At 66.1% G+C, this 26,713-nt stretch carries 25 protein-coding genes; 15 read left to right on the top strand and 10 right to left on the bottom strand.

Features of this window, described 5'->3' with window-relative positions:
• Positions 1–160: 160 nt before the first annotated feature.
• The 4 genes from LDO41_RS09450 (at position 161) to LDO41_RS09435 (ending at position 3,989) form a co-directional block, all read left to right on the top strand.
• Complete coding sequence (locus LDO41_RS09450; RefSeq protein WP_223985458.1) at positions 161–859, top strand: TerC family protein; 699 nt, start codon at positions 161–163, stop codon at positions 857–859.
• 346 nt (positions 860–1,205) lie between these two features.
• On the top strand, positions 1,206–1,694 hold the full coding sequence (locus LDO41_RS09445; RefSeq protein WP_223985456.1) for a pilin: 489 nt from the start codon (positions 1,206–1,208) through the stop codon (positions 1,692–1,694).
• Positions 1,684–2,046: a pilin gene (locus tag LDO41_RS34340; protein ID WP_223985454.1), complete on the top strand. Its 363-nt coding sequence runs from the start codon at positions 1,684–1,686 to the stop codon at positions 2,044–2,046. The genes LDO41_RS09445 and LDO41_RS34340 overlap by 11 nt, the downstream gene beginning before the upstream one ends.
• A gap of 119 nt (positions 2,047–2,165) precedes the next feature.
• On the top strand, positions 2,166–3,989 hold the full coding sequence (locus LDO41_RS09435; protein WP_223985445.1) for a Wzy polymerase domain-containing protein: 1,824 nt from the start codon (positions 2,166–2,168) through the stop codon (positions 3,987–3,989).
• Positions 3,990–4,068: 79 nt separating this feature from the next.
• Here the strand turns inward: LDO41_RS09435 and LDO41_RS09430 are convergent, their stop codons facing one another.
• From LDO41_RS09430 to moaC, 3 genes are all read right to left on the bottom strand, one after another.
• The gene (locus tag LDO41_RS09430) at positions 4,069–4,596 is read right to left on the bottom strand and encodes a YMGG-like glycine zipper-containing protein (protein ID WP_223985443.1); all 528 of its coding nucleotides are present in this window, start codon (positions 4,594–4,596) and stop codon (positions 4,069–4,071) included.
• A gap of 18 nt (positions 4,597–4,614) precedes the next feature.
• Positions 4,615–5,088: a hypothetical protein gene (locus tag LDO41_RS09425; RefSeq protein WP_223985441.1), complete on the bottom strand. Its 474-nt coding sequence runs from the start codon at positions 5,086–5,088 to the stop codon at positions 4,615–4,617.
• A 328-nt stretch (positions 5,089–5,416) separates the two neighbouring features.
• On the bottom strand, positions 5,417–5,902 hold the full coding sequence (moaC, locus tag LDO41_RS09420) for a cyclic pyranopterin monophosphate synthase MoaC (protein WP_223985425.1): 486 nt from the start codon (positions 5,900–5,902) through the stop codon (positions 5,417–5,419).
• A 257-nt stretch (positions 5,903–6,159) separates the two neighbouring features.
• On the opposite strand from moaC, the gene LDO41_RS09415 reads away from it, so the two are divergent.
• Entirely contained in the window at positions 6,160–7,935 is a 1,776-nt protein-coding gene (locus LDO41_RS09415) for a beta-barrel assembly-enhancing protease (protein WP_377742207.1), read from the top strand.
• A 7-nt stretch (positions 7,936–7,942) separates the two neighbouring features.
• Here LDO41_RS09415 and LDO41_RS09410 read toward each other — a convergent pair whose 3' ends face one another.
• The 6 genes from LDO41_RS09410 to LDO41_RS09385 form a co-directional block, all read right to left on the bottom strand.
• Positions 7,943–8,515, bottom strand: a complete 573-nt coding sequence (locus tag LDO41_RS09410; RefSeq protein WP_223985422.1) for a DUF2946 family protein — start codon at positions 8,513–8,515, stop codon at positions 7,943–7,945.
• Positions 8,516–8,530: 15 nt separating this feature from the next.
• Positions 8,531–9,547: a YheT family hydrolase gene (locus tag LDO41_RS09405; protein ID WP_223986969.1), complete on the bottom strand. Its 1,017-nt coding sequence runs from the start codon at positions 9,545–9,547 to the stop codon at positions 8,531–8,533.
• Positions 9,548–9,681: 134 nt separating this feature from the next.
• Complete coding sequence (locus LDO41_RS09400; RefSeq protein WP_150372732.1) at positions 9,682–10,122, bottom strand: YybH family protein; 441 nt, start codon at positions 10,120–10,122, stop codon at positions 9,682–9,684.
• 61 nt (positions 10,123–10,183) lie between these two features.
• Positions 10,184–11,215 (bottom strand): lipopolysaccharide heptosyltransferase II, encoded by a 1,032-nt coding sequence (gene waaF / locus LDO41_RS09395; protein WP_223985420.1) that lies wholly within the window; start codon positions 11,213–11,215, stop codon positions 10,184–10,186.
• An 88-nt stretch (positions 11,216–11,303) separates the two neighbouring features.
• Positions 11,304–11,498, bottom strand: coding sequence for a zinc-finger domain-containing protein (locus tag LDO41_RS09390; RefSeq protein WP_061954896.1), 195 nt, complete (start codon positions 11,496–11,498; stop codon positions 11,304–11,306).
• Between the two features lie 47 nt (positions 11,499–11,545).
• Positions 11,546–12,466, bottom strand: a complete 921-nt coding sequence (locus tag LDO41_RS09385; protein ID WP_223985418.1) for a branched-chain amino acid transaminase — start codon at positions 12,464–12,466, stop codon at positions 11,546–11,548.
• Positions 12,467–12,612: 146 nt separating this feature from the next.
• Here LDO41_RS09385 and LDO41_RS09380 point away from each other — a divergent pair, with 146 nt between their 5' ends.
• The 3 genes from LDO41_RS09380 (at position 12,613) to LDO41_RS09370 (ending at position 17,280) form a co-directional block, all read left to right on the top strand.
• Positions 12,613–15,915, top strand: coding sequence for a DEAD/DEAH box helicase (locus LDO41_RS09380; protein WP_223985416.1), 3,303 nt, complete (start codon positions 12,613–12,615; stop codon positions 15,913–15,915).
• Between the two features lie 220 nt (positions 15,916–16,135).
• Positions 16,136–16,936 (top strand): AzlC family ABC transporter permease, encoded by an 801-nt coding sequence (locus LDO41_RS09375; protein WP_223985413.1) that lies wholly within the window; start codon positions 16,136–16,138, stop codon positions 16,934–16,936.
• Complete coding sequence (locus tag LDO41_RS09370; RefSeq protein WP_223985411.1) at positions 16,933–17,280, top strand: AzlD domain-containing protein; 348 nt, start codon at positions 16,933–16,935, stop codon at positions 17,278–17,280. The genes LDO41_RS09375 and LDO41_RS09370 overlap by 4 nt, the downstream gene beginning before the upstream one ends.
• A 24-nt stretch (positions 17,281–17,304) precedes the next feature.
• Here the strand turns inward: LDO41_RS09370 and LDO41_RS09365 are convergent, their stop codons facing one another.
• A complete protein-coding gene (locus tag LDO41_RS09365; RefSeq protein ID WP_223985406.1) occupies positions 17,305–18,387 on the bottom strand; it encodes a helix-turn-helix transcriptional regulator in 1,083 nt (360 codons plus the stop codon).
• 601 nt (positions 18,388–18,988) lie between these two features.
• Between LDO41_RS09365 and LDO41_RS09360 the strand changes: the two genes are divergently transcribed.
• The 7 genes from LDO41_RS09360 (at position 18,989) to LDO41_RS09330 (ending at position 26,664) form a co-directional block, all read left to right on the top strand.
• Positions 18,989–20,197, top strand: coding sequence for a phosphoglycerate kinase (locus LDO41_RS09360; protein WP_223985404.1), 1,209 nt, complete (start codon positions 18,989–18,991; stop codon positions 20,195–20,197).
• Between the two features lie 57 nt (positions 20,198–20,254).
• On the top strand, positions 20,255–21,691 hold the full coding sequence (gene pyk, locus LDO41_RS09355; RefSeq protein ID WP_223985402.1) for a pyruvate kinase: 1,437 nt from the start codon (positions 20,255–20,257) through the stop codon (positions 21,689–21,691).
• A gap of 65 nt (positions 21,692–21,756) precedes the next feature.
• Positions 21,757–22,821, top strand: coding sequence for a class II fructose-bisphosphate aldolase (fba, locus tag LDO41_RS09350; protein WP_223985399.1), 1,065 nt, complete (start codon positions 21,757–21,759; stop codon positions 22,819–22,821).
• 64 nt (positions 22,822–22,885) lie between these two features.
• On the top strand, positions 22,886–23,794 hold the full coding sequence (locus tag LDO41_RS09345; protein ID WP_223985396.1) for a phosphoribosylaminoimidazolesuccinocarboxamide synthase: 909 nt from the start codon (positions 22,886–22,888) through the stop codon (positions 23,792–23,794).
• 18 nt (positions 23,795–23,812) lie between these two features.
• The gene (gene purE / locus LDO41_RS09340; protein ID WP_223985393.1) at positions 23,813–24,325 is read left to right on the top strand and encodes a 5-(carboxyamino)imidazole ribonucleotide mutase; all 513 of its coding nucleotides are present in this window, start codon (positions 23,813–23,815) and stop codon (positions 24,323–24,325) included.
• Positions 24,326–24,419: 94 nt separating this feature from the next.
• Complete coding sequence (locus LDO41_RS09335) at positions 24,420–25,664, top strand: 5-(carboxyamino)imidazole ribonucleotide synthase (RefSeq protein ID WP_223985389.1); 1,245 nt, start codon at positions 24,420–24,422, stop codon at positions 25,662–25,664.
• Between the two features lie 7 nt (positions 25,665–25,671).
• Positions 25,672–26,664, top strand: a complete 993-nt coding sequence (locus LDO41_RS09330; RefSeq protein WP_223985387.1) for an L-threonylcarbamoyladenylate synthase — start codon at positions 25,672–25,674, stop codon at positions 26,662–26,664.
• Positions 26,665–26,713: the final 49 nt, after the last annotated feature.

Here is a 26,713-nt window from a genome sequence, read left to right as displayed (position 1 = left end):
ATCTCCTGAGGCCAACATTACAGGTTTGAAACCTTATCGAAAGGTTGGTGCGATAAACCTGCATGTCTGTAGATTCAGACATCCGAAAGCCCGCAGTCAGCCATGAAGCGGGCGATGAGTTCATCACTAAGCAGCACAAAGAATATCGAGGAGCTTTGCCGTGGAATTGTTGTCCAGCAGTGCGTTTTGGATCGCGTTGGGTTCGATCATCCTGACCAATATCGTCCTGTCGGGCGACAACGCCGTCGTGATCGCGCTCGCCTCGCGTAACCTGCCGCCCGCGCAGCAGAAGAAGGCCATTTTCTGGGGTAGCGCTGCCGCCATCATCATGCGGGTGGTGCTGACCGTCGCAGCCGTCAAGCTGCTGACCCTGCCGTACCTGAAGATCGTCGGTGCGCTGCTGCTGGTCTACATCGGCGTGCAACTGCTGACTGGCGAAGACGATGAAGATGGTCACGAGGGCAAGGACAACATCTGGGCCGCGATCCGCACGATCCTGATCGCCGACCTCGTGATGTCGCTGGACAACGTGGTGGCCGTGGCCGCCGCCGCGCAGAAGGGTCCCGAAGGCAGCCAGCTGATGCTGCTGATCGTGGGTCTGGGCCTGTCGATTCCGCTGATCGTGTTCGGCAGCACCATCCTGCTGAAGGTGATGGAGCGCTTCCCGATCATCATCGTGCTGGGTGCGGCGCTGCTGGGCTACCTGGCTGGTGAAATGCTCGTGAGCGATCCGGTGGATCACCTGTGGTTCGAAGCCAATGTGCCGCACGCGCATCTGGTGTTCGGCATTGCCGGCGCGGCGTTCGTGGTATTGCTGGGCAAGTTGCTGCAGAAGCGCAACCAGCGGCAGACGGCCTAAGGTTGATTGTTGTTGTGGCGAGTCTGAGCGCGTCAACGGGAGTCTGAAGCGGTCCGCCAAGGAGCTTGGTAAGGAATCAGATTCGTCGCATTGCATTGGCTGCGAAAACATGAAGGGCGACCCTAGGGGTCGCCCTTTTTGCGTTGTGCCTCAGTGGAAATGCGGCGGAAATGCAGCGGAGTGCGACAGAGTGTGACCGTTTCATAGCGCTTGCGCTGGATCAAACGGGTCGGATGGGTCCGATTGGGATGATGTGTCACGTTTCACGGGGCGAGGTTTGCGGCTTTTTTGCGACCGATGCCGTGTGGGACGTCATTGCCAACAACACATCTGAAAGGGTCAAACCATGCAACGCAACCTTCGCATCCAACACGGCTTCACGCTGATTGAACTGATGATCGTCGTCGCCATCATCGCGATCCTGGCGGGTATCGCGATTCCTCAGTACCAGAACTACATCGCACGCTCCCAGTTCGCCGAGGGCATGAGCCTTGCGTCAGGCCAGAAGGTCGGCGTGACCGAGGCGTACTCGTCCGGGGGCAGTTGTCCCGATAACTCGGTGGCGGCGATGGATGGAATTCCGCTGCACACGGATATCACGGGCAACTACATCAAGAGCGTGAAGGTCGGTGGCACCGCCGGGGCTTCGGGCGGCTGCACGATCGTCGCGGCGTTCAAGGACTCGGGCGTGTCGTCTGGCTTGGCGGGCAAGGACATCACGCTGACGATGCTCGATGCCGACAAGGGCTCGGTGAAGTGGGAGTGCCGCTCGTCGGCCGCGTCGAAGTATCTGCCGCGCGTCTGCACGTCGACGGGAGACGGCGGTGTCCGTTGATCGATTATGGTTAAGTGATGCTCGGGGCGCTTTAAATGTATTCAAGCGCCCCGTTGCGTTTTTGGCATATCCCGAGTCGAATGCCAATGGCGACTGTAATCTGGGCTGTACTGCTTCGAGCCTTATCGATGGCGCTAACAAGGTTCCCGCAGTTGTCCTCGCGGGCAATGCAACGATCATTGCTACGCTCGGCGGCAGCGCTGCCAACGCCGTGCAAGGTGCGACGATCACGTGGACCCGTGATGCTGGGACGGGTACGTGGACCTGCGGCGTGACGAAGGGTGCAAACGGCGGCTGGAACGACTCGTACGCTCCCTCGAGCTGCCCGGTTGGCGCTGCTGCTGGCACCTAAGCCTAAAATAACGCCCACAGCGAGCCTTTCCCTCGCCTAAGCTGAGAAAAAGCGCCTTCGGGCGCTTTTTCTTTTTGGCGCCACGCTATCATGGCGCCTTTCCCTCCACTGCCCGCGCTATGCCGCCATCCAGGGCCATGCTTCCCGCAGCGGCGCTCGTCGTTGCTTTCTCGTTCCCCCTGCTGGTCTCCCGGCACACGCTCCCCCTCGCGACGTTCTACGGCGAATGGGCCGCAGGCCTGCTCGGCGTAGCGCTGATCATCGTGCTGACGTTCGCCGCAGCCTCCGAACGTGCCTCGCACAACGTTGCACACAAAATCAGATTCCTCCCATGGATCGCAGTGGCCCCGTTGTGGTTGATCGCCACCACGCTACTGCAGGCCGCGAGCGGCATGGCCGACGTAACCGGCACGCGTTTCATGACCCAGGTCATGCTTGCGCTCGCGGCGGTCATGATCGCCGCTGCGTGGTGGACCGGGCAGGGGAAAAGCGCCGTGCAACGCGCGACGATTGTCGATGCGCTGGCGGTCGCGTTTCTGGTGGCAGGGCTGCTCGGCACTCTGACCCAGTGGATCCAAGTCTTCCACCTCGAACGCGACATGCTTGGGTTGGTGTCCGAGTACTTCCATCCCACCAACCGCCGCCTGTGGGGCAACCTGAATCAGCCGAATCACCAGGCGACCGTGCAAGGTCTCGCGCTCGTGGCATCGGTATGGCTGGCCGCGCGCGGAGGCCTGCGCTTTCCCGCGTGGTTGATCGCAGTGCTGCTGCTAGAGACCGGCATCGTGTTGTCAGGCTCGCGCACCGGCGTGGTCCACGTGGGTATCGCGGCGATCTACGCGTTGATTGCCGCAGCGATGGCGCGGCATCGTCCATATAGCGCCGGCAAGGCCAACGTGATGCAGCGCCCCGCGGCGCTTGTCGTCGCGGCGATCGTGATGGTGGCGCTACTCATCATCCTGCAACCGCTGATTCGCGCCGCTGGGCAGATGTTCGACTGGCAGTTGTTTGACACGATCGCGTTGATCAAAGGCGAAGGTCAGCTCACCGGCCGCAGCGCGCTATGGACCCATGCGCTGGCGATGTTCCGCGCGCATCCGTGGATCGGTATCGGCTATGGCGAGTTCGGCTGGGCCGAGTTCCAGCAGATGGCACAGGTCGGCGCACGGCCCGAGATGGCACTGCACGCGCATAACGCCGTGCTCGATATGCTCGCCAAGACCGGCGTGGTGGGCACCACTGGCGCGCTGCTGGCCATCGCGGCATGGTTGTGGCGCGTGGTGCGGAACCGGCTGCTGCGCGGCGATGCCGATGATCGCGCGCAGACCGTGATGCTGCTGATGTGGCTCGCGATGTTCGCCGTGCATTCGATGCTCGAGTACCCGCTGCACTATCTCTACTTTCTGCTGCCAGTCTGCTTCATGTTGGGCTGGCTCGAGACCGCAGGCGTCGGCGATGGCCGGCTGGCGAAGCCGCTCGCGCTCGTGGTTGGCGTCGCTGGCGCCGTGGTGCTGGTCACCACATGGCAGGACTATCGTCGCGTGGAAACGCGCGAGTACGCGGCGGAGGGCGTGCGCGACACGCTGCCGAGGCCTGCATTCTGGTTCGATGCCTATGCGCGCGCACAGGCCGCCGAAGACGCGATCATCACCGCGGACAATGCGCGCGCGCTGTTGCCCGCGCATATTGCCTCGCTGCATCTGCTGCCGATGCCCGCGACCATCGCGCGCACCGCATGGCTGTTCGCGCTGACGGGCGAACAGGATCGGGCGCGGTTATGGATGGACCGACTGCGCTTCTACTATCAGGGCGACGAGCGCGCCCAGTTCGCGGCGCTCGCGCGTGCCTGCAAAGAGATGAATGGGGGCAGCGAAGCCGAGGCGGAGCCGCGCGAGTTCTGCTCGTGGATACGCGCGAAGTCGCGGCAGTGGTCCGGCGGCTAGCGTCAAAGAAAAAGCGCGCCGTGGCGCGCTTCCCAACAACCTGGCCGAATTTCAGCGCTTATACCTCAGCGCTTATACCTCAGCGCATATATCCGGGCGGCGGAGGCGGCGGGTAGTACGGCTGGTAGTTCGGCGGCGGCACGGCGGCCGCGCGGCGCGGAGCCATCTGCGACGCCATGGTGCCGTACACCGGCACGCGATTGCCGCTCGCGTACATGCACTGCGTGTACGCCGAGTCGTAGCGCTGTTGCGTGCCGTAGCCCGACTGGTACGAGTTGCCCGCACCGACCGCGGCACCCGTCAGCAGGCCGACACCGGCGCCGACCGCTGCACCAGAGCCGCCACCGAATGCCGCACCGGCGGCGGCGCCCAGCGCGGTACCGATTGCCGCACTGCCGACCGCACTGGCGTTGGCGTTGTCCTGCGCCGTGGTACCTCCCACCTGCCCGAACGCATACTGACGGCAGTTGTAGTCGTCGCTTCGGAACTGATCAAAATTCTTGCCGGTGCCCGGCAGTGCCATCACGCTCGGGCCCGAAGGCAGCACCGCGCAGGCGCCAAGCGCGAGCGTGGAGGTCAGCAGCAAAACAATGGAACGCGTATTCATGATCGTGTCCTCCCTGTCTCAGGATCCGGCCGGAGGATGCGCGGGCACCTGCTCCCAGCCGCCTGGGCAGGTCTTCACATACGGGTAGTAGCCTTCTGGCCGCGTGCAGTGGTACCAGAACTGATTCGGGTTCTGATTCTGTCCGGAAACCGGCGCGGCACCGCCAGCCGACCCTCCATAACCACTACCAGCGTCCGGATCCGCCGGTGCATCGATCGGGTTACCGTCCGCACCTTGCTCGATGTATTGCGGCGGTTGCGTCGGCACGGCAACCACGGCCGGCGGCGGATAGTAGCCAGGGTAGTAGTACGGGCCATAGGCCGGATAACCCCAGCCCGGTCCCCAGCCGCCCCATCCGGGACCCCAGCCGGGGCCGACATAGACGCCCACGCCAACGCGCGCGCGCCCGTGCGCCTCCGCGGTGCCACTCGCGAAAGTCGCCGCCGCTGCCATCACTGCCACAACGATAAGGCCAAGCTTGCGCCCGTTCATGATCAATACCCCAAGGTGTCGTGCCTGCCGGCGCGGCCACTACCGGGCCGCTGCCGCGAAGAACTGTTGCTGAAAAACTGGTAACGCTGTCTGGTATTTAACGCCAATTTGCCTCAGCCGGCTGACCGCAAGCCGCTTTAGAAATGTGACGTTACCTTTATTACGGGGCAGACAATGGCAGTTGTTGCCTTGTACCGTGACCGTCACGCGGATAAGACACTCGCTGGCGCGAATCTCTGCAACATATTCAGCGGGTTGCGACAAGCGCACATCACGGCTTGGGAGGGAAGACGTGACAGAAGAGCAAACAGCGGGTCTCGCCGCAGAGTTAAGAAGATGGGTTAGCCACCCAATCGCCCGACTTGCCGCCGTGCTTTTCCAGCAGGCGCACATTGCCCATCACCATGCCGCGGTCCACCGCCTTGCACATGTCGTAGATCGTCAGCAGGGCGACTTGAACGCCGGTCAGGGCCTCCATTTCCACGCCGGTCTGGCCGTGGGTTTCGGTGCGGACGATGCAGGCGATGGTTGAGCTGGGTGGGTCGAGGGCGAAGTCCACGGCGACTTTGGTCAGGCCGATCGGGTGGCAGAGCGGGATCAGGTCTGACGTGCGCTTGGTGGCCATGATCGCGGCGATGCGGGCGATGCCGAGTACGTCGCCCTTGCGCGCGTTGCCGTCGCGTACCAGCGCGAAGGTTTCGGGCTCCATCGTGATGGTGCCGGTGGCCACCGCGACGCGGTGCGTGCTGGCCTTGCTGCCGACATCGACCATGTGCGCCTGGCCGGCTTTGTCGAAGTGTGTGAGGTCGCTCATGACGGGAGTGGGTAGGGAAATGCGGTATGAAGAACGCGGGAAGGGCTTGCCCGATGGGAACGGGCAGCGCAGGCCGCTATCATAGCAACATGCCCGATTTTCCATGGCCCCGGCGGGCCACATCCCGCCCCGGTCTTCCTGCCTCTGGCGCGGCTTCGGTTGCCACCGATGCTGTCGCTGCCCGTTCTCCTGTGCCTACAAACGGCAGAGGAGTGCGTCTGCGCGTTCGCGTGCTGGCGGCGGCGCTTGCGGTGACGATGGCGGCGCCGGGTTGGGCGCAGACGACTCAGCAGTCCGGACGACAAAGCGGGCAGCAGAATGGCCAGCAGACCACGCCGCAAACGGCCCCGCAAGCCGCTCGGCCGGCGCCGCTCCCGTCGCTGGCGACTGCGGCCGGTGCCGGCGGCAGCATGGGCGGTGGCACCACCGCCTCGATCGGCCCCACGTCTTCCTTTGGCTCGTCGTCGCTGGACGGCGATGCCAGCGATCAGGTCTTCGACAATCTGAGCCGTAGCGTGCGCGCCGGCCAGAAGTCCGACTTCGGGTTACGCACCAATAATCCGGTCGTGGAGAGCGGTGGTATTCAGCTGCCGGATATGGGCGACCCGTCCAGCGCGTCGCTTTCGCCGGACATGGAAAAGCGGCTCGGCGATCGCATCATGCGCGATATCCGGCGCGACCCCGACTACATCAGCGATCCGCTGCTGTCCGATTACCTCAACGCGTTGGGCTACCGACTGGTGCAGGCCGCGCGCCGCCAGAACATCTCCGGTTCCTCTGGCGCGGGCACGTTCGCCACCGGTTTCGAGCTGTTCGGCGTGCGCGATCGCACGATCAACGCGTTTGCCTTGCCGGGCGGCTATATCGGCGTGCATACCGGCCTGCTGGTGCAGTCGGAGACCGAGTCGGAACTCGCCTCGGTGCTCGGCCACGAAATCGGCCACGTGCTGCAGCGGCATATCGCGCGCGGCATCACGAGCCAGGATCAGTCGATGTGGATCGCGCTGGCATCGATGGTGCTGGCCGGCCTGGCCGCGACCAAGAGTGGTGACGCGGCTGCCGCGCTGGCGATGGGCGGGCAGGGCGCTGCCGTTGCCAACCAGTTGTCGTTCTCGCGCGGCGCGGAGCGCGAAGCCGATCGCGTGGGCTTCCAGATCATGAACGCTGCTGGCTTCGATCCGCAGGGCATGCCCGATTTCTTCGCGCGGCTCCAGCGCGTGATGGGTGTCGCCGAGAGTTCGGTCCCCAGCTACGTGCGGACTCACCCGCTGACCTCGGAGCGGCTGGCCGACATGCAGGACCGCGTGCGTCACGTGACCGCGCGCAAGGTCGGCAATACGCCCGAGTATGAATTCGCGCGCGTCCGCTCGCGTGTGATTCAGGACAAGGACCGCGCGGACCTCGTGGCCTCGCGCTCGGCGTTCCAGAACCAGATGGCCAGCGCCTCGCCGGTTCGGTTGCCCGCGCTCTATTACGGCGTGGCATTCGTCGAGCAGCGGCTGCAGCGCTTCGACAAGGCCGAAGAAGCGCTGATGGAAGCGCGGCGGCTGTACGGCAATATTCCCGGCGCGGCTTCGGGCAGCCCGATGCTCGACGTGATGGCGATCCAGCTCGCGTTGCAGCAGAAGCGCCCGCAGGATGCGCTGAACCAGGCCACCGCGTCACTGCGCGCTTATCCGCTGGCGCATGCCGTGGCGTTGAATTATGCCGACACGCTGATGGCGGCCGGCCGGCTCGATGACGCGGTGAAGTTCATCCGCTCGCGCACGCGCGAGGAATCGTCACGCAGCGAATGGTGGGATCTGCTGGCGCGTGCATATGCCGCGCAGGGCAAGCGCCTGCAGCAGCATCAGGCGCTGGCGGAGAAGTACGCGATGGATGGCTCCTATCAGGCCGCGATCGAGCAGTTGCAGATCGCCCGCAAGGCCGGCGATGGCGACTTCTACACGCTGTCGGAAGTCGATGCGCGGCTGCACCAGCTCGAGCGTCAGTTCCGTGAGGAAAAGCAGGACAACAAGGGCATGCCGAACTAGCCTTGGTTCACGATGCCGGGGTTGGCGTGGCACGGAAGCCAAACCGCTTCGCCACCTCTTCCTCCACGATCGGCGCGATGTCGAAATCGTGGCCACCGAAATGGAACACGCCGAGCGCGGCGCCGCACGCTTCGCCGTGCCACGTGCTCGTACTCGCGAACGCATCGAGGTCATGGTCGTGCAGCAGTGCGATCTGCCCGCCGGCCACGCCATCCACCTGACCCGTCAGCAGCACGTTGCCATGCTCGTCCGCGAAGCATGCGGCCGGTACGAACGCCACATCGGTGGTGGTACGCAGCGCACCGTTGTGCAGTCGCACGACCCACGGCGTATAGCCCAGCGAAACAAACACGCGTTGCGGTCCGTTCTGGAAAAACCAGCTGCCCTCGCTGTCGCGCTGGTAGTTGCGTTCGATAAAGGCGATCAGCGCCTCGTGCCGGATCGGATCGCCCGACAACCCGTGCTGCTGCGCGTACTCGTTGCGCATGCGCCATTGGCCACGCCGATCGAGCGCGAGCCAGCCGTAGCAGTTCGGCACGTTCGGCCAGCGAGCCATGGCCTGCTTGACGATTTCATCCATCGTCGTCTCCTGTTGTTATGCCGCGCTGTCGAAGAACTGCAGAATGCGTGCGGGCATCCAGTCTAGATGCCCTGCGATGGGCAGCAGCGGTAACTGCCCCAGCACGCCAGCGCGTGGCGTCATAAAGCCAACGTGTCCGCCCTGTTCGGGCTGATCGAGCAACACGTGCCCGCTGACGTCGGCCGGACCCGGCAGATGATGCCCGGGCAGGAATGGATCGTTGCGCGCGTTGAGCACGAGCGCGGGCACGCGGATCTCGCCAAGAATCGGCTTGCTGGCCGCGCGCTGCCAGTAGTCGTTGGTGTCGCGGTAGCCGTGCAGCGGCGCGGTGACCACGTTGTCGAATGCGTAGAGGTCCCGGCTCGCGAGCATTGTTGCGCGGTCGAACAGGCCCGGATACTGGTCGAGCTTGGCGAGCGACTTGCGCTTGAGCGTCTGCAGGAACATTCGCGTGTAGACGAGGTTGAAGCCGCGCGAGAGCGCCGCGCCACCGGCGGCGAGGTCGAGCGGCGCCGAGACCGACGCGGCGGCCGCTATGAAGCTGGCCGCGGAGCCATCCTCGCCTAGATACCGCAGCAGCGCATTGCCGCCCAGCGAGATGCCCACCGCCAGCAAACGCCGTGCGGGATCCATCGCGTGCAGGCGCTGCAGCACCCAGCGGATCTCGGCCGCATCGCCGGAATGATAGAAGCGCGGGGCGAGGTTGAGTTCGCCCGAGCAGCCGCGGAAATGCGGGATCACGCCAGCCCAGCCGCGCGCGCGCAACGCGTCCATCAGCGTCTGCGCGTAGTGGCTGTCGGAAGCCCCTTCGAGGCCATGGAACATGACGACGAGCGGCGCGTCCGGCTGCGTGGCGTGCGTGGTCCAGTCGAGATCGATAAAGTCGCCGTCCGGCGTATCCCAGCGTTCGCGCCGATAGGCCAGGCGGGCATGGCGCGTGAAGCGCGCCGCGAGAATCGTCTGTGCATGACCGCCGCGCAGCCACCACGGCGTGTGGAAGTCATCGCCAAACGATGGGCCGGTCGGTGTCATGACCTGCGTGGGGAGTGGCGCCGACGGTTTCGCGACGGATTGCGCGACCGATTGCGCGACCGAGGGCGTGGTGTCTTGCGTGGAGTCCTGCGACGTGGCGGCCAGCGGCGGAACGGACATGGCGGGCAGACGCGTCAGTGCAGCGCCTGTCCCGGTGCGGCTGCGACGGTGGCCACCTGCACCGCGTTGGCGGGGCTGCAATGGATATGGGCGAGGCGCCAGCCTTCGTGGTTCTGCATCAGCACGTAGGTGGTGTGCACGTAGAGGTCTGCCTCCACGCGGTCCGCGCCGAAGCGCAGCGCCTCGGTCACGTCGAAGATCGAGACGCCGAGCGAGGCATGGCTGCTGGTTTCGATCGCGTCGATCAGCACTGGCTGCGAATCGAGCAGCGTGGTGAAGGCCTGGCGCAGATGCTCGTGCCCGATCAGTCGCTGGCCGTCTGGCAGCACGCAGGTCACCGAATCCTCGTCGAGCCAGAGCCGCAACGCACCGTCGGCATCGCGCAACTTCATGGCTTCACGAAAGGCTTCGACGATGTCTTCGGCGGAATCGAACAGGCGGGCGAAACGTGGCATGGTGGCGTGTCAGGGGTTCAAGGCGCGGCCGTCAGGACCGCCACGGACGTAAGGACCGGCTTCACGGGCGTAAGGACCGACTTAGCAACTGGCGGAGCTCGACGAACACCATTTCGGGTCCGATGTCCTTCAGGCATTTCAGGTGTCCTAACGGACACTCGCGCTTGAAGCACGGACTGCATTCGAGCTGAAGCCACATGATACTCGCTGCCTGTGACAGCGGGGGGGTATGGCGGGGATCGCTCGAGCCGTACACCGCCACCTGCGGGCGATTCAGCGCGGCGGTCACATGCATCAGGCCCGAATCGTTGCAGACCGCGGCTTCCGACAGCGCCAGCAGGTCCACGGCGTCGTCGAGCGAGGTGTGCCCGCACAGATTACGCACGAACGGCGCGCCCGCGACGATCTCTGCGGCGATCTCGGCATCCTTGCCCGAACCCAGCGTGATGATCTGCGCGTACGGGAACGAGCGGCGCAGCATTTGTGCGAGTTCGGCGAAATGCGCGGCGGGCCAGCGCTTGGCCGGGCCGAATTCGGCGCCCGGGCAGAACGCGATCACGCGGGTTTGCGGCGCGATGTCGAAGCGGGCGGCCGTCGCGGCGATGCGCGCCGGATCGGTGCGCAGACGCGGCTCGGGCAGATCCTCGGGCAGACGCGCGCCGGGCTTGAGTGCCAGTCGCGCATAGTGCTCGACCATCGGCGGGCGCTGATCGCGCTTGGGATTCGCGTGCCGCACGTTGAGCATGCCGAAGCGCGCTTCGCCGCGATAGCCGATGCGCAACGGAATGCCGGCAAGCCACGGGATGAGCGCCGACTTCAGCGAGTTCGGCAGCACGTAGGCGATGTCGTAGCCTTCGTTCTTCAGCTGCTGCGCGAACATCAGGCGGGCGGACAGCTGCAGCTTGCCGTGCGTGAGGTCGCTCGGGAACACACGGCTGATCTCGGGCATGCGCGTGAGGACCGGCGCTACCCATTTGGGCGCGAGCGCGTCGATCTCGAGACGCGGATGACGGGCCTTGATCAGCGAGAACAGCGGCTGAGCCATCAACGCGTCGCCGATCCAGTTGGGGGCGATGACGAGAGCTTTCTTCATGAATGACGGCAGCGCCAATGACGACAGCTGGCGAACCGGACATGCCGGTTGCCAGCCAGAAACGCAAGGCGCGGAACGAGGCCGCGGATCAGTGGTGACCCTTCAGCACGGTACCGGGCTTGAGCTTGTACACGGTACCGCAATACGGGCACTTGACTTCGCCGGTGTCGGCCACGTCGAGGAACACACGCGGGTGGTAGTTCCAGGCGGGCGTATTGCCGGTGGGGCAGTGCAGCGGAATGTCTTCCGCGCCGATTTCGACGACGGTGGCGGTTTGGGTCATGGTGTTGCCAGTTGCAGGGGTGAGTTTGAGATGTGCGGAGGCTGGGGTCAGACCAGCGTCAGCCACTTCTTGTATTTTTCGTCGGTACCGCTGACGGCCTTGAAGAACGTTTCCTGGATGCGCTGCGTGATCGGGCCGCGGCGGCCTTCGCCGATGACGCGGTCATCGAGTTCGCGGATCGGCGTGACTTCGGCGGCGGTGCCGGTGAAGAACGCTTCGTCGGCGCAGTACATCTCGTCGCGCGTAATGCGCTTTTCGCGCACCTCGATGCCGAGGTCGCGCGCGATGGTCAGCGTGGCGTCGCGCGTGATGCCGTCCAGGCACGACGCCAGGTCCGGGGTGTAGATCACGCCGTTGCGCACGATGAACACGTTTTCGCCCGAGCCTTCGCTGACGTAGCCGTCGGTGTCGAGCAGCAGCGCTTCGTCGTAGCCCAGGCCGGTGGCTTCCTGATTGGCCAGGATCGAGTTGATGTAGTAGCCGCTCGCCTTGGCGCGCACCAGCGACACGTTGACGTGGTGGCGCGTGAACGACGAGGTCTTCACGCGGATGCCGCGCTCCAGGCCTTCTTCGCCGAGGTAGGCGCCCCACGGCCACGCGGCGATGGCCACGTGGATGGTGTTGCCGCGGGCGGAGACGCCCAGCTTCTCGGAGCCGATCCAGACCAGCGGGCGGATGTAGCAGGATTCCAGATTGTTGGCGCGCACGACTTCGCGTTGCGCGGCCTCCAGCGTCGGCTGGTCGAACGGCATCTCCATCTGGAAGATCTTGGCCGAATTGAACAGGCGGCGCGTGTGCTCCTTCAGGCGGAAGATCGCGGTACCGTCCGGCGTCTTGTAGGCGCGTACGCCCTCGAAAACGCCCATACCGTAGTGCAGCGTGTGCGTGAGCACGTGGATCTTGGCATCGCGCCACTCGATCAGCTTGCCGTCCATCCAGATTTTGCCGTCGCGATCCGCCATCGACATGGTTATCTCCTGAGCACCGATATAAATCACAAAGATCGCCATTGTAAGCCGCGCGCGGGGTGGTGCCAACGCGTCCCGGGGGTGGGCGGTCTAGAATCGCAGGTTCCGCCTGCCGAACTTTTTGCCGATCCCTTCCCGATTACCAGATGCCCGCAGCTTTTTCGTCTGCTTCCGCGTCCGCTCCTGTGCCTGACGATACATCTCGGGCGGACGCGCCCGCCACCGCTAGCGCCGCGCCGTCCGCTGACGTCCGCTGGCGCGACGCGCTGGGCGCGCTCGAGGCGCTGGCCGGCGCTGCGCCCGCCGCCGACGAGCGCGGGGCCCGGCGCCTGCTCTGGGCGCTGACGGTGGATGCCGACGGTGCCGTGGGCACGGTCGAGCCGCTCGAGCAGGTGCAGGGCACACGCGGCTGGGGCCGGCCACGGCCGGTGCCGCTGTCGGCGGTGCTCGCGCGGGCGGAGGGGGAGCCACCGCGGGGTCCCGCGCGCGGGCCTGGCGCGCGGAGCGCGCACAGTCAGCCGGGTGGGACTATTGCTCGCCAAGGAGGCCAAGGAGGCCAAGGAGGCCAAGGAGGCCAAGGAGGCCAAGGAGGCCAAGGAGGCCAAGGAGGCCAAGGAGGTCAGACCGGCCAGACCGGCCAGAGCGAGCCGGCCGCCGACGCGCTGCCGACTTGGGACCTGCGGGTGGCTGCCGCGATTCGGCGTGCGGGGCCGCGTGCGGCCTGCGTGATCGATCGGGCGGAGGCCGTGATGGCGCTGGTCGGACACCCCGGTGTGGTGTTCGCGCACGCGCCGACGCAGGCGCTCGAGGTGGTGGAGGCGGTGCCGACGCTCGAGGCCGTGCGCGAGGGCGACCGCTTTGTCCTGCGCATGACCCCGCCCCTGCGTGCGGCGCCCGCGATGGAGGAGTTGCTGGCACCCGCCGCGCGCCGGCAGGCCGAGGCGCTGCGCCAGATCACCGTGGTGCAGGATGGCCCGCGCCGCTTGCGTGTGATCCGCTTCTCGCCGGAGCAGCAGGAGGCCGCGCGCTGGATCTCGGATGGACTCGCGGTGCCCGCCGCCCAGCGCGGGCGGCTCGATGCCGCACTGCGCGGCCTCGCCGGCCGCTTCGAGGTCCACGCCGACGCCACCGGCGACGCCCGCGAGCTGGCGGCGGAGTCGCGGCTGCGCGCCGAGGTGGCGCCGGTCGGCCGTGGCATCAGCCTGCGGCTCGTGGTGACACCACTCGGCGCGGCCGGCCCACGCATGGCCCCCGGCGCGGGCCGCGCGCGACTGATGGCGACAATTGGCGGCGCTTCCGGTAGCGCCGCTTCCGGTGCGGGGCGCGGTGCCGCGGATGGCCGGGCAGGCGGCGCGCAGGGTACCAACGCCGCCGGCGGACCGGGTGTCTGGATCGGCGGCGAAGTGCTGGTCACCGAGCGCGACCTCGACGCCGAACTGGCGCATGTGGCGGAAGTCTTCGCCGCGCTGCCGTTGCTGGTGCAGCAGTCGCCCGCCGGTGGCGAGTACACGTGGATGCTCGACGACGCCGAGGACGCGCTGACCGTGATCGAGACCCTGCCAGGCCTGCCTGGCGTGCTCGACCTCGAATGGCCGCGCGGCCGCGAAATCCGGCTGCTGCCGGCGGATCTCGCGCAGCTGGCCGTCAGCGTGGAAAGCCAGTCCGAGTGGTTCAAGCTGGTCGGCGAGCTGCGCGTTGCCGAGGGGCTCGTGCTCCAGCTCGGCAAGCTGCTCACGTGGACCGGCGCCAACGCGGGGCGCTTCCTGCCGATGGGGCAGGATGTCTACGTCGCGCTCACCCGCCAGTTGCGCGGACGGCTGCGCGACCTCGCGGGCGTGGCCGAAAACGTGCGCGATGGCGTGCGCGTGCCGCAGGTGGCCGCGCCGTGGCTCGACGATGTGCTGGCCGGTGTCGGCATCGATCCCGACGATCATTTCCGCTCGCGCGTGCGCCGGCTGCGCGCGGCGCGCGAGCAGGTGGCACCGCTGCCGCCGACGCTCGCGGCGGAACTGCGCCCGTATCAGGAAGCCGGCTTCCGCTGGATGATGTCGCTGGCCGAGGCGGGCTTTGGCGCGTGCCTGGCCGACGACATGGGCCTCGGCAAGACGCTGCAGGCGCTCGCGGTGCTGTGCGCCCGCGCGTCCGGCGGCGCGGCGCTGGTGGTGGCGCCCACCTCGGTGTGCGGCAACTGGGCCGCCGAGGCGCGGCGCTTTGCGCCGTCACTGCGCGTGCGGGTCTATGCCGAGGAGGACCGCGAAGCCGTGCTGCAACAGGCAGGCGCGCACGACCTCGTGATCGTCTCGTACACGCTGCTCACGCAGGCACGGCAGGCCTTCGCCGCGCGCCCATGGCACACGGTGGTGGCCGACGAGGCGCAGTCGTTCAAGAACCCGTCGTCGCATCGCGCGCGCGCCATGTTCGCGCTGGTGGCCGACCTGCGCCTTGCGCTGTCCGGCACGCCGGTCGAGAACCGCCTCTCCGAACTCTGGGCCGTGATGCGCTTCTGCGTGCCGGGGCTGCTCGGCTCGATGGCGCGCTTCAACGAGCATTTCGCCAACCCGATCGAGCGCGGCGGCGCGCGCGAGCCGCGCGTGCGCCTGCGGCGCATGATCGCGCCGTTCGTGCTGCGCCGGACCAAGGCGCAGGTGCTCGACGAACTGCCACCGCGCACCGAGCTCGTGATCCGCGTGGAGCCGGAGCCGGTGGAGGCCGCGCACTACGAAGCGTTGCGCCGGCAGGCACTGTCTGAAGCTGAACGCGCCTTGTTGCGCCCGGCCGTGAGCAAAAAGAGCAAGAAGGGCATTCCGGCCGCGCGCCCGGCCACCGAGGCGGAAGCCCGCATCCATGTACTGGCGCAGCTCATGCGGCTGCGCCGCGCGGCCTGCGACCCGCGCCTCGCCACGCCCGAGGTGGCGCAGCCGGGTGCCAAAGTCCGCGCGTTTGCCGAACTGATGGTGACGCTGGCCGCCAACGGCCATCGCACGCTCGTGTTCAGCCAGTTCGTCGACTTCCTCGGCGTGCTCGGCCGCGCGCTTGACGAAGCCGGGCTCACGAGCCTGACCCTCGACGGCAGCACCCCTGCCGCGGAGCGTACGCGGCGTGTGGCGGCATTCCAGACGGGCGAGGGCGACGCCTTCCTGATCAGCCTCAAGGCCGGCGGCTTCGGCCTGAACCTGACCGCGGCCGATTACGTGGTGATCGCCGACCCATGGTGGAACCCGGCTGCCGAGGATCAGGCCATGGGCCGCGCGCATCGCATCGGCCAGCAGCGCCCGGTCACGGTCTACCGCTTGATCGCCGCGGGCACGATCGAAGAGCGCATTGTCGAATTGCATCAGGGCAAGCGCGCGCTGGCCGACAGCGTGCTCGATGCCAGCGCGGGCGAAGCAACCGGCCTCGACGCTGCCTTGCCAGATATCGACGAACTCGTGGGTCTGCTACGGCAGTAGAGCGCTCACGCAGCCGCGCTACAACAGTCGCCAAATAGTTGTTAAGCGCGTGCTTACCAGCGTGGCGGCGACCCTATAATGGGGCTTTCCTGACCATTGAGCCAGACACCGCGCGGCAAGACGCGGTGCCGGCGCCCGCAGGCGGGCATGTCCCAGACCGCCCCGGCTTTTCTTCCATACCCCTGACATGACGCCCCGACTGTCGTCCCCCGTGTGGTCCATGTGGCTGCGCCTCTGGCATCGCTTTGCCGAGGCTGAACGCACGGGCTTCCTCGAAGGCGCGCGCTATTTCGCGCCGTCGCTCCCCGCAGTGTTCTCATGGGGGCTCGTGACCGGCGTGGCCATGAGCAAGTCGGTGCTGACAGTGCCCGAGGCCATCGGCATGTCGCTGCTGGTCTATGCGGGCTCCGCGCAACTGGCCGCGCTGCCGCTGTTCGCGGCGGGTCTGCCGATCTGGACCGTGTGGCTGACCGCGGCGGTGGTGAACCTGCGCTTCGTGATCTTCAGCGCGGCGCTGCAGCCGCACTTCAGCTACATGCCGCTGTTCCGCCGCACGATCATGGGATCGTTCAACGGGGACCTGCACTTTGTCTACTTCATGCAGCGCTATGGCAACCAGATCGGTTACACGCCGGGCAAGGAAGGCTTCTTCTGGGGCATGGCGCTGACCAACTTCACGATGTGGCAGGTGTCGTCGATCGTCGGCATCCTGCTCGCGAGCCTGTTCCCCGATAGCTGGGGGCTCGGCCTCGCCGGCACCATGGCGCTGATTCCGGTGATGATCGCGACCATCACGTCGCGCTCGACGATGCTGGCGGTGGTGGTGTCCTCGGTGCTCGCGCTCCTGTTCTTCGACCTGCCGTACCGGCTCAGTCTCGTGGTGGCCGTGGTCGGCGCGATTGCCGCGGGCATGGCCAGCGACGAACTCGCGAACCGTGCCACGCTCCGCGCGATCCGGGCCCGCAATCGGGTGAGCAAGGGCGGTGTCGGTGGCGTCGGCAAATCGGGAGAGTCGCGATGAGCCTGCTGCAAGCAACCCCGCTCTCGCACACCGAGATCTGGATCGCGCTGGCCGGCATGGCCGTGGTGACGATCGTCACGCGCGCGCTGTTCCTGATGGCCGGCGAACGCGTGACGCTGCCGGACCGCATCCAGCGCGCGCTGCGCTATGCGCCCGCGGCCGCGCTCGCGGCGATCATCCTGCCGGACTTCCTCACATTCGAGGGACACTTCACGGTCTCGCCGCTCAACGACCGCATGATGGCCGGCATTGCCGCCACGCTGTTCTACCTGGCCACGCGCCGCATGGTTGGGATGATCCTGGTGGGCATGGCCGTGTACACGGCGCTGCGGTTTATCGGCTGACGCTGGTCGCCGCGAAAGCTCCCATCAGGCAGACCCCGGCGGTCCCGACAGCACGCTGCCGATACGCGTGAGCAGGTGCGCCAGCTGGGCCTGTGTGCCCGTGCCGGTCTTCGTGAAGATCGACTTGAGTTGCGTGCGGCTGGTCTCGCGCTTGACGCCGAGCTGCGTGCACGCCTCGGGCAAGCCGATGCCCGTCATCATCAGCGAGGCCAGCCGGGACTCCGCTGGCGTCAGCGCGTAGAGATCGCGCAAGATCGTGTTCATCGTCAGCGGCGCGCCGCGATTCTCATGGATGGCCACCAGCGCCGCGGTCGTTTCGCCGCCTGGCCGCATTGGCACGATCACGATTTGCGCGGTCCGCCCCTCGCTACCGCGCGCGTGAATCGCCTGCGGCGGCGCGTTGGTATCGCAGACCAGCCGCAGCACTTCCGGCAGGGATCGCGACAGCCGCCACCCTTGCGACAACTGCGTGCCGAGGCCGTTCACAAACAGGCCGTTGGGTTCCTGCGGCAGCAGCCGCCGCGCCCAGGCTTCGCCGGCGGTGTTGGCCACGATCAGCGTGCCATTGGCGCGTGCCACCAGCACCGCGTACTGCAGACGCGCGATCACATCGATGGAAGCCCGTAGCGCGAGGGCCTCCGCCTGCGCGCGCTGGCATAACGCCATGGCCTGACGCAAATGCGGCACGACCCAGTCGAGTGCCTGTGCATCGGTGTTGTCATACGGTATCTGATCGGGTCTTCGCTGCAGGGTCAGGTAGATCTCGCGGCGCGGACTGCGGTCGACGAGGCAGGTCATGGTCGGCAGCGGCGGCAGGTTGCCAAAGCCGTCGGCGATGCCGGCCACGCGTCGCAGAGTCACCTGCCACTGGCCGACCACCAGCGGGCCGGCGAGTACCGCGCGTGGATCGCGCGCCAGGCCGGCGCGCTCGGTGCCGATGCTGGTGGTGTGCGCAATCTCTTCCACGCGCGCGGGCCCGTCGCCAAGCTCGATGACATAGATCGAGGCCTGCACACTGCCGCTCTTTTCGCAGAGCGAGGCCAGGCTGCGGCGCCATGCGGCGCGGTCGAGCATCCCCTCATAGAGACCACGAATCGTCTCATGCATGACCATCTCCCCGGTACCGTTTGCTGCACGAATGCTTACGCGCCGTCCCAGGCCGGATGGCCACGGGACGGCCCCGATCGGCGGACATGATCAATGCCCGCTACGACCCAGCAGGCGTATGGAAAAAGGGAGAGGGCCAAGACAAATGCGGGTACGACGTGGGTACCCGTTTCGAGGCAGTGCAGTCATCATTCATCCCCAGCATTCGCGACCATTACCGCAGCGGTATGGGTCCCTGCGGTATTTGTTGTAGTTGCTTTTTTCGGTGGCGCCTCGTGAGCGCGCACGCTTTATTTACCGAATAGCATCCCGGTTGTCTGACATTGCAGACGTTATGAATACATTTCTCGCTACAGTACTAGAACTGCGCCGGAATAGGGCACTGGCCTGCACCCCGCTTCGGTGGGGATATCGCAGAAATGCCACGAACTGACGAATCTGTAGCTGCTGTTGCTCATGGTCGTTTCTGCTTGACCGTTCGGTGGCCCACCCGGCAAACGCGCAATTCCGCAACGGCGATCAGGTAAAATGCCGGTTTCCCCGACTTGTCCCGCGACGCCATCGTCTTTGCCGTCGCTCGCTCTTATCTACGTATATCGCCATGACCTCTGTCCTGCGTCTTTCCGATCTCATTTCCCAAGGCAAACTGTCCGGCAAACGGGTGTTTATCCGCGCCGACCTGAATGTGCCGCAGGATGACGCAGGCCATATCACCGAGGACACCCGCATTCGCGCGTCCGTGCCGGCAATCGAGGCCTGCCTCGCGGCCGGTGCCGCGGTGATGGTCACGTCCCATCTGGGCCGTCCGACCGAAGGCGAGTTCAAGCCCGCGGATTCCCTCGCGCCGATTGCCACGCGCCTGTCCGAGTTGCTGGGCAAGCCCGTGCCGCTGGTGCAGAACTGGGTCGATGGCGTGCAGGTGGCGCCGGGCCAGGTGGTGCTGCTGGAGAACTGCCGCGTCAACAAGGGCGAGAAGAAGAACAGCGACGAGCTGGCGCAGAAGATGGCGCGCCTGTGCGACGTCTATGTGAACGATGCATTCGGCACCGCGCACCGCGCCGAGGCCACCACGCACGGCATCGCGAAGTTCGCGCCGGTGGCATGCGCGGGCCCGCTGCTGGCGGCCGAGATCGACGCGCTGGGCCGCGCGCTGGGCCGCGCGCTGGGCCAGCCGGCCCGTCCGCTGGTGGCCATCGTCGCCGGCTCCAAGGTTTCCACCAAGCTGACCATCCTCAAGACGCTGGCCGACAAGGTCGACCAGCTGATCGTCGGCGGCGGTATCGCCAACACGTTCCTGCTGGCCGCCGGCCACAAGATCGGCAAGTCGCTGGCCGAGGCCGACCTCGTGGGCGATGCGAAAGCCATCATCGACATGATGGCCGCGCGTGGCGCCTCGGTGCCGATTCCGGTCGACGTGGTCTGCGCGAAGGAATTCAGCGCTACGGCCACCGCCACGGTCAAGGACGTCAAGGACGTGGCCGATGACGACATGATCCTCGACATCGGGCCGAAGACCGCCGCGCAACTGGCGGACCAGCTCAAGGCTGCCGGCACGATCGTCTGGAACGGTCCGGTCGGTGTGTTCGAGTTCGATCAGTTCGGCAACGGCACCAAGGTGCTCGCACACGCGATCGCCGATTCGAAGGGATTCTCGATCGCGGGCGGCGGCGACACGCTGGCCGCGATCGCCAAGTACGGCATTGCCGACCGCGTCGGCTACATCTCCACCGGTGGCGGCGCGTTCCTCGAGTTCCTCGAGGGCAAGAAGCTGCCGGCGTTCGAAGTGCTGGAGCAACGCGCGAACGGCTGATCCACTGCGACACTCGCTGCGACATAACCCAACGCCCCCAGAGAAGGAGTCGCCCGCATGACCCGCATGACCAAGATCGTCGCCACGATCGGCCCGGCCTCGAGCACGCTCGAGATGCTGACACGCATGATCGCCGCCGGCGTCGACGTGGTACGCCTGAATTTTTCGCATGGCACCGCGCAGGATCATATCGACCGCGCCGCGCTCGTGCGCGAGGCCGCGCGGGCGTGCTCGCGCGAAGTGGCCATCATGTGCGACCTGCAGGGCCCGAAGATTCGGGTCGGCAAGTTCGAGCACGGCAAGGTCACGCTGAAGCCGGGCGACCCCTTTGTCCTCGACGCGACGTGCGAGATCGGCAATCAGGAGCGCGTGGGGCTGGACTACCGTGACCTGCCGCGCGACGTCGGTCCCGGCGACGTGCTGCTGCTCAACGACGGCCTGATCGTGCTGGTGGTCGATCGCGTGATCGGTACGGAGATCTTCACCACCGTGCGCATCGGTGGCGACCTGTCGAACAACAAGGGCATCAACCGTCAGGGTGGCGGGCTGTCGGCGCCGGCGCTGACCGCGAAGGACATGGAGGACATCAAGACCGCCATGGCGCTCGGCGCGGATTATGTTGCGGTGAGCTTTCCGAAGAACGCCACCGACATGGAAATGGCGCGCCAGCTGGCGGCCGTGGCCGGCCAGCCGCACGGCCACAAGACGCGCATGATCGCCAAGATCGAGCGTGCGGAAGCGATTCGACCGGGCGTGCTGGAAGAAATCCTGCAGGCGTCCGACGGCATCATGGTCGCGCGTGGCGACCTGGCCGTGGAAGTGGGCAATGCCGCGGTGCCGGCGCTGCAGAAGCGCATGATCCGGCTCGCGCGCGAGGCCAACAAGCTGACCATCACGGCTACGCAGATGATGGAAAGCATGATCGTCAATCCGGTGCCGACGCGGGCCGAGGTGTCGGACGTGGCCAATGCGGTGCTGGACGGCACCGACGCGGTGATGACGTCGGCGGAAACCGCCGCCGGTCGCTACCCGGTGGAGACCGTCGAAGCGATGGCCGCGATCTGCCTGGAGGCCGAGAAGTCAGAGGTGGTCCAGCTGGATACCGACTTCCTGAACCAGACGTTCTCTCGCATCGATCAGTCGATTGCCATGGGTGCGCTGTTCACCGCCTATCATCTTGGAGTGAAGGCCATTGCCGCGCTGACCGATTCCGGTGCCACCGCGCTGTGGATGAGCCGCCACCGCATTCACGTGCCGATCTACGCGATGACGCCGAACCTGGCCTCGCAGCGCAAGATGCAGCTGTACCGCAACGTGGTGCCGCTGCCGCTGGAGGCGAGCACGGACCGCGATGTCGCGCTGGAACAGGCTGAAGCGCTGTTGCTGGCGCAGGGCGTGGTGCAGCGGGGCGACTTCATCGTGCTGACGGTGGGCGAGCCGATGGGCCAGCCGGGCGGTACCAATACTTTGAAAATCGTGCGCGTAGGCAGTTGACCGACAGCGCGCGTGAGCCGCGCCGGACAGAATACAGAAACAGTCTTTTTATTCAGGAGTTTGAGATGCCACTCGTTTCCATGCGCCAGCTGCTGGACCACGCCGCCGAGAACGGCTACGGTCTGCCCGCGTTCAACGTCAATAACCTCGAGCAGGTTCAGGCCATCATGCAGGCCGCCGACGAGGTCAACGCTCCGGTGATCATGCAGGCATCGGCTGGCGCGCGCAAATATGCGGGCGAGCACTTCCTGCGCCACCTGATCGAAGCCGCGGTGGAAGCGTATCCGCATATCCCCGTGGTGATGCACCAGGATCACGGCCAGTCGCCGGCAATCTGCCAGGCTGCGATCGACAGCGATTTCTCGTCCGTGATGATGGATGGCTCGCTGCGCGAAGACGGCAAGACGCCGGCCGACTACGAGTACAACGTCGACGTGACGCGCAAGGTCGTGCAACTGGCCCACGCTGTTGGCGTGACCGTCGAAGGCGAACTGGGCTGCCTGGGCTCGCTGGAAACCGGTGAAGCGGGCGAGGAAGACGGTATCGGCGCCGAAGGCAAGCTCGATCATTCGATGCTGCTGACCGATCCCGAGCAGGCCGCCGATTTCGTCAAGGCCACGCAACTGGACGCGCTGGCCATCGCGATCGGTACCTCGCACGGCGCGTACAAGTTCACGCGCAAGCCGACCGGCGACATCCTCGCGATCAGCCGCATCAAGGAAATCCACGCGCGCATTCCGAACACCCACCTGGTGATGCACGGTTCGTCGTCGGTGCCGCAGGAACTGCTCGAGGAAATCCGCAAGTTCGGTGGCGACATGAAGGAAACGTACGGCGTGCCGGTGGAAGAGATCCAGGAAGCCATCAAGTACGGTGTGCGCAAGATCAATATCGATACCGATATCCGTCTGGCGATGACCGGCGCGATCCGTCGCTTCTTTGCCGAGAACCCGAGCAAGTTCGACCCGCGTGAGTACCTGAAGCCCGCGCGCGAAGCCGCCAAGCTGGTTTGCAAGGCGCGTTACATCGCGTTTGGCTGCGAAGGCCAGGCCAGCAAGATCAAGGCCGTGTCGCTGACCGACATCGCCCAGCAGTACAAGTCCGGCAAGCTCGCGCAAGTCGTGCAATAACCTGTCGTTGCTCCCTCTCCCTCAGGGGAGGGGGATTCCAGTACCGTTTTTAGTCCTGCCCACCATGTCCGACGCTCTCTACGATTCCTCCATCCAATCCCTGCCGCTGCTTGGCCGCGGCAAGGTTCGCGACAACTATGCCGTCGGCGACGACAAGCTGCTCATCGTCACCACGGACCGCCTGTCCGCGTTCGATGTGATCATGGGAGAGCCGATTCCGGCCAAGGGCCGCGTGCTGAACCAGATGGCCAACTTCTGGTTCAAGCGCCTGGCGCATATCGTGCCGAATCACGAGACCGGCGTGACCGCCGAGAGCGTGGTGGCACCCAATGAAGTGGCGCAGGTGCAAGGCCGCGCGGTGGTGGTCAAGCGTCTGAAGCCGATCCTCGTCGAGGCGGTGGTGCGCGGCTACCTCGCCGGCAGCGGCTGGAAGGATTACCAGGCCACTGGCAAGGTGTGCGGTATCGCATTGCCGGCCGGCCTGCAGAACGCGCAGAAGCTGCCCGAGCCGATCTTCACGCCCGCGGCCAAGGCCGAGATGGGCGAGCACGACGAGAACATCTCGTTCGAGGAATGCGAGCAACGTGTCGGCAAGGAGCTGGCCGCGAAGATGCGTGACATTTCGATTCGCCTGTACAAGGAAGCGGCCGAGTTCGCGGCCACGCGTGGCATCATCATCGCCGACACCAAGTTCGAATTCGGTCTGGACGAGGACGGCACGCTGACGCTGATGGACGAGGTGCTGACCGCCGATTCGTCGCGCTTCTGGCCAGCCGATTCGTATCAGGTAGGCACCAACCCGCCGTCGTTCGACAAGCAGTTCGTGCGCGACTGGCTGGAGGCCGTGCGCATCGATGGCAAGCCGTGGCCGAAGACCGCGCCGGCGCCGAAGCTGCCAGACGACGTCGTGCAGAAGACCGCCGACAAGTACAAGGAGGCGTTGACGCGCCTGACCGGCGAAGCGCTGCTGTAATCGACGACGGATCGCAAGATGAGCAACGAAGCAAACAAGGCTGTGGGCGGTGCGGTCGTAGGTGTAGTCATGGGCAGCAGTTCCGACTGGGACGTGATGCAGCATGCCGTGGCCATGCTCAAGGATTTTGGCGTGCCGTTCGAGGCACGGGTCGTCTCGGCGCACCGCATGGCCGATGACATGTTCGAATATGCCGAGACCGCGCGCGCGCGCGGCCTTCGCGCGATCATCGCCGGTGCCGGCGGTGCCGCGCATCTGCCGGGCATGATCGCGGCCAAGACGATCGTGCCGGTGTTTGGCGTGCCGGTGCCGTCGAAGTATTTGCGCGGCGAGGATTCGCTGCTGTCGATCGTGCAGATGCCGAAGGGCGTGCCTGTGGCAACTTTCGCGATCGGCGAAGCCGGCGCGGCCAATGCGGCGCTGCATGCGATTGCCACGCTCGCGACCACGGATGCGGCGCTGGCCGACGCGCTCGAGGCGTTCCGCGCGAAGCAGACCGAAGCGGCGCGCGCGATGAAGTTGCCGGTCTGAGGAGCCTGAGACGCCGCCGAGTGTGACATCTCGATGCGGTGTTTCTCTTTACCGCCTCACTGTTTTTCCCTTTTTGCTCTTTCACGTTTCACGCATGCCGACCGATATCCATCCCTTTCTGTCCGAAGCCCACACGCCCGAGTCGCGCGCCGAGTTCGGCGTCGACAATCCCGGCGCGCCGATCCTGCCGGGCGCCTGGCTTGGCATGCTCGGCGGCGGGCAACTGGGCCGCATGTTCACGCACGCGGCGCAGTCGATGGGATATCGCGTCTGCGTGCTCGATCCTGATCAGGACAGCCCCGCAGGCACCGTGGCCGATCGGCATATCTGCGCGCAGTACACCGACGAGGCCGCTTTGGCCGAGATGGCCAGGCTGTGCCAGGCCGTGAGCACCGAGTTCGAGAACGTGCCGTCGATGTCGCTGGATCGGCTCGAGCAGCTGGGCTCGTTCGTGGCGCCGCGCGGCTATTGCGTGTCGATCGCGCAGAACCGCATTGGCGAGAAGAAGTTCTTTGCCGCATGTGCCGAGCGCACGGGCGTGCCCACCGCGCCGCACTGGGTCATTCAGCACGATGCCGATGTGGATCAGCTGCCTGAGCTGCTGCTGCCGGGCATTCTGAAGACCGCGCGCATGGGCTATGACGGCAAGGGCCAGGCGCGCGTGAAGACGCGCGAGGATGTGCGTGCCGCGTGGCGTGCGATGCAGCATGTGCCGTGCGTGCTTGAGCAGATGTTGCCGCTGGCATACGAAGTGTCGGTGCTGGCAGCGCGTGCCGCGGATGGCAGCACCGCGACGTGGCCGCTGGCCGAGAACGTGCATCGCGATGGCATTTTGTTTTCGACCACGATGCCGTCGTCGAGCGTGTCCGACGATATCGCCAATCGCGCGCGTGCCGCGGCAGCGATCGTGGCGACCGAGATGGGCTACGTTGGCGTGCTGTGCATCGAGTTCTTCGTGCTGACCGATGGGTCGCTGGTGGCCAATGAAATGGCACCGCGCCCGCACAACTCGGGGCACATCACGATGGATGCGTGCGAGACCAGCCAGTTCGAACAACAGGTGCGCGCGATGGCGCGTATGCCGCTGGGCAACACGCGTCAGCATTCGGCCGGCAAGATGCTGAATCTGCTGGGCGATGCGTGGTTCGAGTTTGGGCTCGAGCGTACGCCGGCGTGGGATGAAGTCATGGCCCAGCCGGGTGCCAAGCTGCATCTCTACGGCAAGAGCGATGCGCGGCCCGCGCGCAAGATGGGCCATGTGAACTGCATCGGCGATGCTGCGGGTGCCGCCGACGCGGCGTTCGTCGCCGCAGCCGAGGCGCTGCATATTCCGCTCTGAGTCGTTTATGTCCTCACGCATGCCCACGGCCGCTGAGCTCGACGAGGCGGTTCGCCTGCTCGAAGCGGGTCAGCTCGTCGCGTTTCCGACCGAGACCGTTTATGGCCTCGGTGCCGATGCTGAAAATCCGGAGGCTGTTGCGCGCATCTTTGCAGCCAAGGGTCGTCCGTCGAATCATCCGGTGATCGTGCATGTGGTCGATGGGGGCGATGTCGGCTACTGGGCCGATACCGTGCCCGAGGCCGCGCAGAAGCTGATTGATGCGTTCTGGCCGGGGCCGTTGACGCTGATTCTCAAGCGCGCCGCGCATATTCCCGCGGCGGTGGCGGGCGGGCAGGACAGTCTGGGTTTGCGTTGTCCCTCGCATCCGGTGGCGCAGGCGCTGTTGTCGCGGTTTCGTCGCGGCCGCGGTGGGATTGCGGCGCCGTCGGCCAACAAGTTCGGGCAGGTGAGTCCGACTACCGCGCAGCACGTGCGGGATGAGTTTGGCGATGCGGTGTATGTGGTCGAGGGCGATGGGGTCGATGTTGGCATCGAGTCAACGATCGTCGATCTGTCGCGGCTGGAGCAGGGCGTTGGGCCGGTGTTGTTGCGGCCCGGCGCGATTACGCCGGCGATGATGGAGGCGGTGCTGGGTGTCGCACTGTCGTTGCCGGATGAGGCCGCACCGCGGGCTTCGGGGACGTTGCGCGCGCATTACGCGCCGCGGACGGCGTTGGTGTTGGCGGATGCCTCCGCACTGCCCGCATATGTGGCGTCACTGCCCACCGATGGGCGCCTGGCGTTCGTCGGGCGCGTGGCACCGGCTGGCGCCGATACGCGCTGCGCGTTCGTGGCAGCGCCTGCCACACCTGAAGCCTATGCGCGCGAGTTGTATCGGTTGCTGCGGCGGCTCGACAAGGAAGGCTTTGCGCGGCTGGTGTTCGAGCCGGTGCCGGTCGGGCACGAGTGGGATGGCGTGCGGGATCGGTTAGGGCGCGCTGCGGCGGCATTTGAATAGGGCGTGGACCCTCTCCCCCGGCCCCTCTCCCCGAGGGAGAGGGGAGAAA

Origin of the sequence: Cupriavidus pampae, assembly GCF_914271485.1 — a bacterium.
Lineage (GTDB): Bacteria > Pseudomonadota > Gammaproteobacteria > Burkholderiales > Burkholderiaceae > Cupriavidus > Cupriavidus pampae.
Note: the sequence above shows the minus strand (reverse complement) of the source record. Positions and strands in the feature narration are given on the sequence as shown.